Below are 12,138 nucleotides of genomic sequence, written 5' to 3'. Positions count from 1 at the left end.
GCTGCGATCTGGCGGCGCGCTCGACATGATCGCTCGCAGGTTCGGCGTCTGAAAGAAGCCGAATCCCAATCCGCAGACCGCCATGCGCCAGACGATATTGACGATGCTGGGCGAGGCCGGCAGCGTCGCAAGCAACGCCATGCCGATCCCGAGCAGGGCCAGGCCGAGGCCGCCGAGCAACCCCGCCGGATGACGATCGCTCAAGCGGCCGCCGACCGGCGCCATGATCGCAACCACCAGCGGCCACGGCGTCATGAACAGGCCGGTCTCGACCTGCGTCCGGTGCAGAACATCCTCGAAGTAAAACGGCAGCGACACGAAGCCGATCCCCTGGATCGCAAACGAACAGACGGCAGTCGCGGCCGACAATGCAAACATCGGCCGGCGAAACAGGTCGATCGGCAGCATCGGCGCTGGATGGTCGGCCTGACGGCGAATTAAAATCAGCCCAAGCATGATGCCTATGACGAGCTCGGCCGATACCCAACCAAGCGGGGCCCGGTGCGCGGCGCTGCCGACACCGAGAATGACGAGACCAAGACACATCGCCGCCATCAGCGCGCCGAGAAAATCGAAGGCATGGTCGGCGCGCGGCGTCGACGGCAGGGTTCGCATCCCGATCGCGATCGCCGTCAGGCCGAAGGGAATATTGACCGCGAACAGCCACGGCCAGGTCCCCAGCGCCAGAATGCCGGAGGCGATCGTCGGCCCGAAGGTGAAGGCGGTGCCAACCACCATCGCGTTATAGCCAAAGCCACGGCCGAGGATCCGGCTCGGATAGATATAACGGATGAGCGCCGAGTTGACGCTCATGAGACCGCTGGCGCCGACGCCTTGCAATACACGTGCGACCAGAAGGCTCGGCAGCGACCAGGCACAGGCACACCCGAGCGAGGCAATCGTGAACAACAAAAGTCCGCCGAGATAAATGCGCTGGTGGCCGACGATCTCGCCGAGCGCGCCCAGCGGCAACAGCGTCGCCACCAGCGCAATCTGATAGACGTTGACGACCCAGACCACATCCGCCGGACTCACATGCAAGTCGGCCGCGAGCGTCGGCAGCGCGACGTTGGCGATCGCGGTATCGAGCGAAGCCATCGCGATCGCCGTAAAGATCGCGGCCACCGCCCATCGCCGGCGCTGCGGCGGCAAACCGTCCATCGCGAACGATGACGCCGGCTTTGCGACCTTGACCTCCTGCAACATCCGGCAGACCTCTCCAGCGAAATGGCGGCACTGCGCCGCCACGCTGGCGGATGTACTATGGAAGCGGGGCTCCCCCCATACGCCATGTTGCATGATGCGTATGCGGCGAGTTGAGGAATGCGTGCCGGTCTATCTGTTTTGGTCGTCCCCGCGAAGGCGGAGACCCATAACCACAGGCAGTGGTTGTCAGGCGAGCTGGGGGCTCCAGCTTAATGCCACTTTTAACATCGGCCGCCGCTCGCGCGGAGCCTGTCATTGCGCGCGCATTCGCGCGACCCGGTGGCTTGGCCGGGACGACGGTTGGAAAATCGTAGCCTACGCGCCGCCCGGATAGTTCGGACTTTCGCGTGTGATCGTCACGTCGTGGACGTGGCTTTCGCGTAGGCCCGCGCCGGTAATGCGCACGAACTGTGCCTTTTCATGGAATTCGGCGAGATTGCGCGCGCCGACATAGCCCATCGCGGCGCGCAGGCCGCCCGCGAGCTGATGCATGACATTGGCGACCGGCCCCTTGTAAGGCACCTGCCCCTCGATGCCCTCTGGCACCAGCTTGAGCGTATCCTTGATGTCCTGCTGGAAGTAGCGGTCGGCCGAGCCGCGGGCCATCGCGCCGACCGAGCCCATGCCGCGATAGGCCTTGTACGAGCGGCCCTGCCACAGAAACACTTCGCCCGGCGTCTCGTCGGTGCCGGCGAGCAGCGAACCGACCATGGCGATGTCGGCGCCGGCGGCGAGCGCTTTCGCCAGATCGCCCGAAAACTTGATGCCGCCATCGGCGATCACGGGCACGTCGGCCTTCTTCGCCGCCTCGACCGCATCCATGATGGCGGTGAGCTGGGGCACGCCGACGCCCGCGACGATCCGCGTGGTGCAGATCGAACCCGGGCCGATGCCGACCTTGATGGCATCGGCGCCCGCATCGATCAGCGCCTGCGCGCCTTCTCTTGTCGCAATATTGCCGGCGATCACCTGCACCGCGTTGGACAACCGCTTGATGCGGTTGACCGCTTCCAGCACCCGCGCCGAATGGCCGTGGGCCGTATCCACCACGATCAGATCGACGCCGGCATCGATCAACCGCTCGGTGCGCTCGAAACCGCCCTCGCCGACCGTGGTCGCGGCCGCAACCCGCAGGCGCCCTTGCGCATCCTTGCAGGCGAGCGGATGGGCGACAGCCTTTTCCATGTCCTTGACGGTGATCAGGCCGACGCAGCGATATCGATCGTCGACCACCAAAAGCTTTTCGATGCGATGCTGATGCAGCATGCGCTTGGCCTCGTCCTGGCTGACGCCCTCGCGCACGGTCACGAGGTTTTCGTGCGTCATCAGTTCAGAGATTTTCTGCTTCGGGTCGGTGGCGAAGCGCACGTCGCGGTTGGTGAGAATGCCGACCAGTTTGCCCGGCCGCCCCTCGCCGCCGCCGGTAACAACCGGAATTCCGGAAAAGCCGTGGGCGCTCATCAGCGCGAGCGCATCCGACAGCATCGCGTCCGGTCCGATGGTGAGCGGGTTGACCACCATGCCCGACTCGAACTTCTTGACCTGACGGACCTGCCCCGCCTGTCCCTCGACATCGAAATTACGGTGAATGACGCCAATGCCGCCGGCCTGCGCCATCGCAATCGCCATGCGCGCTTCGGTCACGGTGTCCATGGCGGAAGCCATGATCGGAATGTTGAGCGGGATGGCGCGGGTGACGCGCGAGCGGATGTCAGCTTCAGAGGGCAGGATGTCGGAAAGACCAGGTTTCAGGAGTACGTCGTCGAACGTAAAGGCTTCGCTGATCGTCTGAAGTCCCTGCACCTGCGCCATTACCAACTCCATCCAGCGGCTCGTGGGCCGCGTAAGATCCCGGGATGAGCCAATACCGCCGGCGAAGCGTGCTTCGCCGTCGAATCAGGGCCCATCGGTAGGGTTGGCGGTGGTCGATAGCACGCCACCATGACGAATCAAAGGGGCCAAATCCGCATCTCGACGGTGCGCCCACAGCCGCCCTCATCGCGGCGACAAAAAAGAACCGCGGGTATGCCCTTGAGGCACATCCCGCGGATCACTTCTCGTTCAACTTAGTGGAGCGGATTTGACATTCGTTCGCCCCCTGGCGGCGAACGCTGAAGGCGATGTCAAATCCTGAAGCCACGAGAGACTTATATTTGCCGGTGGTCCTTTGATTCCAGCATTCGCAAAAGTGTCCGTTGAGCAGGGATGCGAATGTTAGAATCTGACCGCTAGCGGAAATCCTGTGCGGTACGAACGCGCGAATGGCCATCAAGGCAGCGCCGCGCGGATTCGATTTCAGCTTCGCTAGCGCCCTTGCTCCGTGCCCAGGCTTCAGCCATGGACGCGCTGTACTTGGCGACGTAATAACGAACGACCGAGCAGGATGCGCGATGAAAAATGCCCTCGGCGGAGGCTTCAGCGGGAGCCATTGCAAAGAGGACCGCGAGAATGAACAACAAACGAAACCCCATTGCGGGTCTTTCCTTCTCCAAAAACTGATACGGGAAATGCTGAGCAACACAGCTCGTGCTGCGGCTAGGTCCCATAACGCTTACCGAGGTACAACCCCGTATCAAGCATGTCGAGCGCATGAGCTATGCAGGCCGTAGCGCATTAACGTTTCTGCACAAAATCGCCACAAACACCCGACGAAGCCTTTTGGGAGCATCTGCCGAGAAAGCATTGAAATCAAAGATTAACTGAGATGATCCCCAGGTTCCGTGCCATTCACCATAAGTTAAAGGCGGAACTCCCCCGAAAAGTTCCCACTCTCACAAAAAATCTCAATGAACAAACAACGTTTGATCCCGCTGATCGTGGCCACCGCCCTGTTCATGGAAAACATGGATTCGACGGTCATCGCGACCTCGCTGCCGGCGATCGCCGCAGACATCGGCACAAGTCCGCTGACCCTCAAGCTTGCCATCACGTCCTATCTTCTTGCGCTTGCCGTGTTCATCCCGGCGAGCGGCTGGACCGCGGACCGCTTCGGTCCGCGACTGGTGTTTTCCGGAGCCGTCGCTGTCTTCATGGCGGGCTCGATCGGCTGTGCATTGTCGGGATCGGTGACCGATTTCGTGATCGCACGCACGCTGCAAGGCATCGGCGGGGCGATGATGACGCCGGTCGGACGACTCGTGCTGTTGCGCTCGATCGACAAAAGCGCGCTCGTGAACGCGATGGCCTGGGTCACCGTGCCGGCGATGGTAGGTCCGGTGGTCGGGCCGCCGCTCGGCGGATTCATCACCACCTATTTCTCCTGGCACTGGATCTTCCTGATCAATATCCCGATCGGGCTGCTCGGCATCTTCATGGCTTTACGCTTCATTGATCCGATCAAAAGCGAAAATCCCGAGCCTTTCGATCTTTATGGGATGGTGCTGGCCGGCATCGGGGTTGCCGGCATTGCCTTCGGCCTCTCGGTGGCCGGCCTCAATCTCCTGCCATGGAGCGTCGTCGCTTCCCTGATCGCGGTCGGGGCGATCTCGATGACGCTCTATGTCATCCATGCCCGGCGCACCGCCTCTCCTGTGCTCGATTTTGGTCTGCTGCGGCTACCGACCATGCGCGCCAGTATCGTCGGCGGTTTCCTGTTTCGAGTCGGCATCGGCGCGCTGCCGTTCCTGCTGCCGCTGCTGATGCAGGTCGGCTTCGGCCTCTCACCGTTCCGCTCGGGACTGGTGACGTTTGCCTCCGCCGTCGGCGCCATGGGCATGAAGACGCTGGCGGCCCGCATCATCCGAACCTTCGGGTTCCGCAACATGATGACAATCAACGCCGTCATCAGTTCGGTCTTCCTCGCCGCCTGTGCGCTCTTTACGGTGACGACGCCACTGCTGCTGATCGCGATCATTCTGGTGGTCGGCGGTTTCTTCCGCTCGCTCGAATTCACCGCGATCAACACGGTCGCCTATGCCGAGGTCGAGCCGGCGCAGATGAGCCGCGCCACCACGCTCGTCAGCGTCAACCAGCAGCTCGCGGTTTCGGCCGGGATTGCGATCGGCGCTTTCTCGGTGGAATCCGCTTTATGGATACGCCACATGAGCGAATTGACCGCGGATATGTTCGCTCCCGCATTCCTCGTGGTTGCCGCGATATCGACGATGTCGGCCTTTTTGTTCTGGCAAATGCCTGACGATGCAGGCCACGAAATCTCCGGTCGCAAGGCAGTCGAGATTTCCAGCCGCAAGGGCGCGGCCTCCGCTGCGGTCAAGGTGGCGAGCGAGGAAACGCAGAACGCGCGGGATCAGCGGTTGGGGTGAGACGCTTCGCTGCCCGTCATTGTTGCGGCGCTCCAGGCAGTTGCGGAAGATCATCGGTGATCGTGAACCAAGGAGCCTTGCTGGCGACGTGGACGTGGAGCTTCGGTCGGATGCCCGGATCGTCATCCAACGCGCCTAAAGGCAAGCCGTAGTATCTCGGGTGAGCGTCGAACTTGCTCAGGATCGGCGAGCCGCACACCCGGCAAAACCCCCTGTGATTCCCAGGTGACGATTCGTAAAAGGTAAGAAGCTCCTCGCCCTGCACGAATTTGAGGTCGGCCGATCTCACGCTCGCCCGGCTGCGAAAGGCGCTTCCTTGCGCCTTCCTGCACATCGAGCAATGGCAATTCATGGCACCGGATAGTTGTCCATCGATCTGGTACCTAACGCCGCCGCACAGGCAGCTTCCACGCAACATGCGCACCTCCCGATGACTACTCGGCCGGACGAGCCTGCCATGACGAACTTATTTAGGAACTCTGCGCGCCCCGAAATCCCGTGGCCAGCACATAACGCTCGGAGGAATCCTGCCGGCTCGCCGCCGGCTTGACGTGGCGGACGCTCGCGTAATCGCGCTTCAATAGAACCATCAATTCGGCATCGGCGCCGCTTTGAAAGGCTTTCGCGAGAAAAGTCCCGCCTGGTTTCAACACCTCGGCAGCAAACGCCGCCGCTGTTTCGATCAGGCCGACCATCCGCAACTGATCGGTCTTGCGGTGCCCCGTGGTGTTAGCGGCCATATCGGACATCACGACATCGGCGCGCCCCTCCATCATCGCGATCAGACGCTCCGGTGCATCTGCGGCAAGAAAATCGAGCTGCGCGAACGCCACACCCGCAATCTCCGGCATTTCGAGAAGATCGATCGCCACCACCTTACCCTTGCCGTTCGCAAGGCCGATTCGCTTGGCGGCGACCTGGCTCCAGCCGCCGGGTGCTGCGCCGAGATCGACCACCGTCATGCCGGATTTAAGCAGATGATATTTGTCGTCGATCTCCGTGAGTTTAAAGGCCGCGCGCGAGCGAAAGCCCTCGCGCTTCGCGCGGGTCACATAGGGATCGTTAAGCTGGCGTTCCAGCCAGAGTTTTGACGACAGTTTGCGCTTGCCGCCGGTCTTGACGGTGACATGAAGCCGTCCGGTCGTGTCTTTCGCCATGTGTGTCTATCGGCCGGCGCTCAGCGCGCCGTCCTCGCGCAACATCTCCACAAGCATGCCCTCGCGCAGGCCCCGGTCGGCGACGCGCAGTCGCGGCAGGGGAAACGCCTGGCGGATCGCATCGAGAATGGCGCAGCCGGCCAGCACCAGATCGGCGCGCTCGACGCTGATGCACTGATTGGCGGCGCGCTCCTGGTAGCTCATGCGCAACAGCCGCGCGATGCTCGCGGAGATCTCATCGTCGCTCATCCAGATTCCGTCGACCCGGCGACGGTCGTAGCGATGCAGATTGAGATGAATGCCGGCAAGCGTCGTCACCGTGCCGGAGGTGCCGAGCAGGTGCATGCCGGCCAACTCACGAGCGTGCTCGGCGGCGAACGGCCCGACATGGCGAGCGACTTCGTCGATCATGGCGGCATAACACTGCGGCGTGACATCGCGGCCGCCGAAATGTTCGGCGAGGGTGACCACGCCAAGGGGGATCGACATCCATCCCTTGATGCGTGGCGTGGCGCCCGCGACGGTGGGATCGCGCTCGATCCGCACCAGTTCGGTCGATCCGCCGCCAATATCGAACAGGATGGCGCCGCGTCCCTGCGGGTCGATCAGCGGCGAACAACCGATCACGGCAAGCCCGGCCTCGGTCTCGCGATTGATGACCTCCAGACGAATTCCGGTCTCTGCGGCCACCCGGTCACGAAAGCCCTCGGCGTTGGAAGCCGCCCGGCAGGCTTCGGTCGCAATCAGCCGCAGCCTACGCGCTTTCCGCGACCTGATCTTGTCGCGGCAAACGCTCAAGGCCGCAATCGCACGTTCGATCGCCGCGTCGCTGATGCAGCCCGTGGTCGAGATGCCTTCGCCGAGGCGCACGATCCGCGAGAACGAATCGACCACGCGGAACCCGTCCTCTGTGGGGCATGCGATCAGCAGGCGACAGTTATTGGTGCCGAGGTCCAGCGCCGCATAAACCTCGGTCCCCGGTACTAACCTGGCGTCTGCGGCATCGGCCGCGACCGGTATGGTCGAGCTACCGCGCGACGCCGCGTCGTCGCGAGCCCGCGTATCTTCCGTCATAAATGTCTTTCCCCGGCCCAAAAGCCGACGAGGAATAGCGTTTCGGCTAAAACTTTAGCTCGATTAAGGGCGGCGCAACAACCCTCTACATGGGACCATGCCCAATCAGACGTTGTCGTCCGGCGGGGGGTGGTCTATCTGGGATGCAGGCGGCAAAACTCGCAAAAATCGACGATTTCAGGTATTTTCGATGCAAGATCACACCTCCCCGGCGTCCCTCGAAAACGCTCTTGCGGTGCAAAAATACGGGGTCGGACAGCCGGTCCGCCGCAAGGAGGACGACACGCTCGTCCGCGGCAAGGGCAAATATACCGACGATTTCAATCTACCCGGGCAGACCTATGCCTGGATCGTCCGTTCCAGCCACGCCCACGGGGTGATCCGTGGCATCGACACATCAGCCGCCAAGGCCATGCCCGGCGTGCTCGGGGTGTGGAGCGGAACCGATCTGGTGGCGGCCGGCTACGGCCCGTTCACCTGCGCGCTGCCGTTGAAGAGCCGCGATGGCACGCCGCTACACCAGACCAACCGCACCGCGTTGATGACCGACAAGGTGCGTTATGTCGGCGACCCCGTCGCCTTTGTGGTCGCGGAAACGCTGGTGCAGGCCCGCGACGCGGCCGAAGCGGTGACGGTCGACATCGATCCGCTGCCCGCGGTCACCGACCCCGAAGAAGCGGCCCGGCCCGGCGCACCGCAGCTCTACGATCACATCCCCAACAATGTCGCGCTCGATTATCACTTTGGCGATACCGAGAAGGTCGAGGCGGCCTTCAAGAGCGCGGCGCATGTCACCCGGCTCGACGTCCTCAACAACCGCGTTGCGGTGGTGGCGATGGAGCCGCGCGCGGCGCTCGCCTCCTACGACAAGACAACCGAACGCTTTACGATTCAGGTGCCGACCCAGGGCGTCGCCGCCAATCGCGTCGGTCTCGCCAAGAACCTCCTGAAGGTTCCAAACGACAAAGTGCGCCTACTCACCGCCAATGTCGGCGGCTCGTTCGGCATGAAGAACATCAACTATCCCGAATATGTCTGTATCCTGCATGCCGCGAAGGTGCTCGGACGTCCGGTCAAATGGACCGACGAACGCTCGACCAGCTTTCTCTCCGACAGCCACGGACGCGCGCAAAAAATTCATTGCGAACTCGCGCTCGATGCAGAGGGCAGGTTCCTGGCCCTGAAGGTTTCGGGCTACGGCAATTTGGGGGCCTACATTACCGGGGTCGCGCCGCAGCCATTGTCGCTGAACATCGGCAAGAACATCGGCAGCGTCTATCGGACGCCGGCTATGACGGTCGACATCAAGACGGTGCTGACCAACACCACACTGATGGGCGCTTATCGCGGCGCCGGACGTCCCGAGGCCAATTACTTCATGGAGCGCCTGATTGATCGCGCTGCCGACGAGATGGGCATCAACCGGCTCACCTTGCGCAAACGCAATTTCATCAAGCCCGCGCAAATGCCCTTTGCCGCCTCCTCCGGCGTCACCTACGACAGCGGCGACTTCCAGGGCGTGTTCAACAAGGCGCTTGAGATTTCCGACCACGCCAACTTCGCCAGGCGCAAAAAGGAAAGCCGCAAAAACGGCAAACTGCGCGGGATCGCCGTCGGCTCCTATCTCGAGGTCACCGCGCCACCCAACGTCGAACTCGGCAAGATTGTGTTCGGGAACGACGGCTCGGTGAAGATCATCACCGGCACGCTCGACTACGGCCAGGGCCATGCCACGCCATTCGCGCAGGTGCTCGCCTCCCAGCTCGGCGTCCCCTTCGAACGCATCACCCTCGAACAAGGCGACAGCGACCTCGTTCACACCGGCAACGGCACCGGCGGTTCGCGCTCGATCACGGCGAGCGGCATGGCGATCGTCGAGGCCTCAAAGCTCGTCATCGAAAAAGGCAAACGCGCCGCGGCGCACCTGATGGAAGCCGCCGAAGGCGACATCGAATTTGCGGGCGGCCAGTTCACGATTGCCGGTACCGACCGCTCGATCGACATCATGGATCTGGCGAAGCGCGTGCGTGACGGCAAGATGCCTGAAGACGTGCCCTCCTCGCTCGATGTCGATCACACGAGCGGGCCGGTGCCTTCGACCTTTCCCAACGGCTGCCACGTCGCCGAAGTCGAGATCGATCCCGAGACCGGGGTCGTGCAAATCGTCCGCTACACCGGCGTCAATGATTTTGGCACCATCGTGAATCCGATGCTGGTGGCCGGCCAGTTGCACGGCGGCGTCGCGCAAGGCATCGGTCAGGCCTTCATGGAATGCGTGAGCTACGACGGCAACGGCCAGCCGATCACCGGCTCCTTCATGGACTATGCGCTGCCGCGCGCCCAGGACATTCCGCTGATGCAGATCGGCGATCACCCTGTGCCGGCCAAGTCCAATCCGCTGGGCACCAAGGGCTGCGGCGAAGCCGGATGCGCCGGCTCGCTCTCGACGCTGGCCAATGCTGTGCTCGACGCCTTGTCGGAGTTCGGCGTTACCCAGATCGATATGCCGTTAACGCCCGAGCGCGTCTGGCGCGCGATCCATGATGCGAAAAAGAAGATGGCGTAGGCCACGACCGCTCCACTTACACAACTTTCGTCGCCCGGCTTGACCGGGCGATGCAGTACAGCGGCCCCGGTGATTGAGCCGTGAGGCCGCGGCTTACTGGATACCCCGCTTTCGCGGGCTATGACGCCCGAACAGGTTGAAGAGCACCTTGCCCCTCAAGCAAAGCCTACGCCGCCGCCTGCTCGCGCGGCCGGTAAATCGCGACATGGTGACAATGCGCCAGCGGCGTGGTGCCGTTGCCGACGACAAGTGCGTCCAGTTCGACGAAGCGATGGCCCTTTTTCTCGTAATTGCCAGTGACTTTGGCGCGCGCCGTTATTTCATCGCCGCGGCGCGCGGCGTTTAACAACTGCATTTTGCTGCCGACGTGAATCCACGGGCCGAGAATGGCGTTATCGACCAGCACCTTGTTCATCACCCGCTGCAACAGCCCGGGATGACCGAGCCCCTCGCGAGCGTAGATTGGATCACGCTCGCGCACGTCGTTGAGATATTCGTCTGCCGCCTCGCCGGCCCATGTGCGCGGCATCGAGCCGAGCCATTTTCCTGTTTCGTAGGAGGCCGCACTGACCGGCTTGCGCTCCGAGACGGCGGCGACTTCCACGTAGTCGGCGATCGCGAAACGCGGCGCGACCGCGGGAAGCCAGGCGGTCCCGGTCGCGCATAATTCGCCGCGGCTTTCGACCTCGATCGAAATCACACCGTTGTTTTCCTTAGCCCTGATATCGGCGATCTCGCCGTCATAGACCGGCTTGACAAAGCGCGCCTCGATCAGGCCGCGTTCGAGGAAAGCGCGGCCCCATTGCGCGACCGGCAGATGCATCATGTAGGCCATGACGTCGACGCCGGGGACAAGACCGCCGCTAAACCCGAACCGGCGCGCGACGGTATCGTCGTGCATCTTGTTTTCGGACAATTTCGCGGTGTTGTAGGCTTCGACACGGTAGATTTCGATCAGGCCCGTCATCGCCCTGTTCCCTTCGATCGATCTTTTCGCAGGCGATGGTACGCGAAGGGAACGCCTTGGCAAGGCTGCCATTCGCGAGCCTTTTCCTCGCATTTCCCCAGCCGATGGGGTACCACCCGCGTCTCGCCATTCCCATCTGTTCATGATCGATGACAACGCCCCAAAATCCCACCCGCATCTATGTCGACGCCGATGCTTGTCCTGTGAAGGAGGAGATTTACCGGGTCGCGGCGCGGCATAGACTTCCCATCAGCGTGGTCGCCGGCCAATTCATCCGGGTGCCGCAGGATCCTCTGATCGAGCGGATTGCGGCGGGATCGGGGATGGACGCCGCCGATGACTGGATCGCAGAGCGCGCTGGCCAGGGCGACATCGTCATCACATCGGACATTCCGCTCGCCAGCCGCTGCATGAAGGCCGGCGCCGAGGTGATCGCGCCGAACGGCAAGCCGTTTACCGAACAATCGATCGGAATGACCCTTGCGGTTCGCAACCTGATGACTGATCTACGCTCATCGGGCGAGGTGACCGGCGGTCCCAAATCCTTCGCACCGCGCGACCGTTCGGCGTTCCTGTCGGCGCTCGATCAGGCGATCCGCCGCATCCAGCGCCGGCGCGCTGCGCAGTCCGCTGCAAGACCAGAGTTGAACTGAAAGAACAAACTGAAAAATCATGGCGCCTCCGCTGATCCAGTTGAAAGACATCAAGCTGACCTTCGGCGGCACGCCGCTGTTGTCAGGCGTCGAACTGTCGGTGTCATCGGGCGAGCGCGTGTGTCTGATCGGCCGCAACGGCTCCGGCAAATCGACGCTTCTGAAGATCGCGGCGGGTCTCGTCCAGCCCGACAGCGGCAGCCGCTTCGTGCAGCCGGGCGCGACCATCCGCTATCTGCCGCAGGAGCCGGAT

Annotated in this window: 11 protein-coding genes; 4 read left to right on the top strand and 7 right to left on the bottom strand. The window is 62.7% G+C overall.

The window, feature by feature from the left end; genetic code table 11:
* From WB528_RS00180 to WB528_RS00170, 3 genes are all read right to left on the bottom strand, one after another.
* On the bottom strand, nt 1–1,206 hold a 1,206-nt coding region (locus tag WB528_RS00180), incomplete at its 3' end, for an MFS transporter (protein WP_423886415.1).
* A gap of 315 nt (nt 1,207–1,521) precedes the next feature.
* Nucleotides 1,522–3,018: an IMP dehydrogenase gene (guaB, locus tag WB528_RS00175; protein ID WP_423886414.1), complete on the bottom strand. Its 1,497-nt coding sequence runs from the start codon at nt 3,016–3,018 to the stop codon at nt 1,522–1,524.
* 416 nt (nt 3,019–3,434) lie between these two features.
* Nucleotides 3,435–3,677, bottom strand: coding sequence for a hypothetical protein (locus WB528_RS00170; RefSeq protein WP_423886416.1), 243 nt, complete (start codon nt 3,675–3,677; stop codon nt 3,435–3,437).
* A gap of 315 nt (nt 3,678–3,992) precedes the next feature.
* On the opposite strand from WB528_RS00170, the gene WB528_RS00165 reads away from it, so the two are divergent.
* Nucleotides 3,993–5,468 carry a DHA2 family efflux MFS transporter permease subunit gene (locus WB528_RS00165; RefSeq protein ID WP_423886413.1) on the top strand — a complete coding sequence of 492 codons (1,476 nt, stop codon included), beginning with the start codon at nt 3,993–3,995 and terminating at the stop codon, nt 5,466–5,468.
* A gap of 16 nt (nt 5,469–5,484) precedes the next feature.
* Here the strand turns inward: WB528_RS00165 and WB528_RS00160 are convergent, their stop codons facing one another.
* Genes WB528_RS00160 through WB528_RS00150 form a run of 3 tightly spaced genes read right to left on the bottom strand, consistent with a single transcriptional unit; the run spans nt 5,485 to nt 7,699 of the window.
* Nucleotides 5,485–5,886 (bottom strand): GFA family protein, encoded by a 402-nt coding sequence (locus WB528_RS00160; protein ID WP_423886412.1) that lies wholly within the window; start codon nt 5,884–5,886, stop codon nt 5,485–5,487.
* Between the two features lie 52 nt (nt 5,887–5,938).
* Nucleotides 5,939–6,625, bottom strand: coding sequence for an RlmE family RNA methyltransferase (locus tag WB528_RS00155; RefSeq protein WP_423886411.1), 687 nt, complete (start codon nt 6,623–6,625; stop codon nt 5,939–5,941).
* A gap of 6 nt (nt 6,626–6,631) precedes the next feature.
* Complete coding sequence (locus WB528_RS00150) at nt 6,632–7,699, bottom strand: Ppx/GppA phosphatase family protein (protein ID WP_423886410.1); 1,068 nt, start codon at nt 7,697–7,699, stop codon at nt 6,632–6,634.
* A 190-nt stretch (nt 7,700–7,889) separates the two neighbouring features.
* Between WB528_RS00150 and WB528_RS00145 the strand changes: the two genes are divergently transcribed.
* Nucleotides 7,890–10,265 carry a xanthine dehydrogenase family protein molybdopterin-binding subunit gene (locus tag WB528_RS00145; protein ID WP_423886409.1) on the top strand — a complete coding sequence of 792 codons (2,376 nt, stop codon included), beginning with the start codon at nt 7,890–7,892 and terminating at the stop codon, nt 10,263–10,265.
* Nucleotides 10,266–10,431: 166 nt separating this feature from the next.
* On the opposite strand, the gene WB528_RS00140 is transcribed toward WB528_RS00145, so the two are convergent.
* Entirely contained in the window at nt 10,432–11,232 is an 801-nt protein-coding gene (locus tag WB528_RS00140; protein WP_423886408.1) for a hypothetical protein, read from the bottom strand.
* A 149-nt stretch (nt 11,233–11,381) separates the two neighbouring features.
* Here WB528_RS00140 and WB528_RS00135 point away from each other — a divergent pair, with 149 nt between their 5' ends.
* Nucleotides 11,382–11,885, top strand: coding sequence for a YaiI/YqxD family protein (locus WB528_RS00135; protein WP_423886407.1), 504 nt, complete (start codon nt 11,382–11,384; stop codon nt 11,883–11,885).
* Between the two features lie 19 nt (nt 11,886–11,904).
* Nucleotides 11,905–12,138, top strand: a 234-nt coding sequence (locus WB528_RS00130; RefSeq protein ID WP_423886406.1) for an ATP-binding cassette domain-containing protein, incomplete at its 3' end; no start/stop codon positions are given.

It is taken from the genome of Bradyrhizobium sp. (assembly GCF_049586575.1).
In the GTDB taxonomy this organism is placed as follows: Bacteria; Pseudomonadota; Alphaproteobacteria; order Rhizobiales; family Xanthobacteraceae; genus Bradyrhizobium.
Note: the sequence above shows the minus strand (reverse complement) of the source record. Positions and strands in the feature narration are given on the sequence as shown.

Excerpts from the sequence above, each read along its gene's own strand:
- WB528_RS00135 (WP_423886407.1), top strand. The coding sequence starts at position 11,382 with ATGACAACGCCCCAAAATCCCACCCGCATCTATGTCGACGCCGATGCT.
- WB528_RS00160 (WP_423886412.1), bottom strand. The coding sequence starts at position 5,886 with ATGTTGCGTGGAAGCTGCCTGTGCGGCGGCGTTAGGTACCAGATCGAT.
- WB528_RS00140 (WP_423886408.1), bottom strand. The coding sequence starts at position 11,232 with ATGACGGGCCTGATCGAAATCTACCGTGTCGAAGCCTACAACACCGCG.
- WB528_RS00150 (WP_423886410.1), bottom strand. The coding sequence starts at position 7,699 with ATGACGGAAGATACGCGGGCTCGCGACGACGCGGCGTCGCGCGGTAGC.
- WB528_RS00170 (WP_423886416.1), bottom strand. The coding sequence starts at position 3,677 with ATGGGGTTTCGTTTGTTGTTCATTCTCGCGGTCCTCTTTGCAATGGCT.
- WB528_RS00155 (WP_423886411.1), bottom strand. The coding sequence starts at position 6,625 with ATGGCGAAAGACACGACCGGACGGCTTCATGTCACCGTCAAGACCGGC.
- guaB (WP_423886414.1), bottom strand. The coding sequence starts at position 3,018 with ATGGCGCAGGTGCAGGGACTTCAGACGATCAGCGAAGCCTTTACGTTC.
- WB528_RS00165 (WP_423886413.1), top strand. The coding sequence starts at position 3,993 with ATGAACAAACAACGTTTGATCCCGCTGATCGTGGCCACCGCCCTGTTC.
- WB528_RS00145 (WP_423886409.1), top strand. The coding sequence starts at position 7,890 with ATGCAAGATCACACCTCCCCGGCGTCCCTCGAAAACGCTCTTGCGGTG.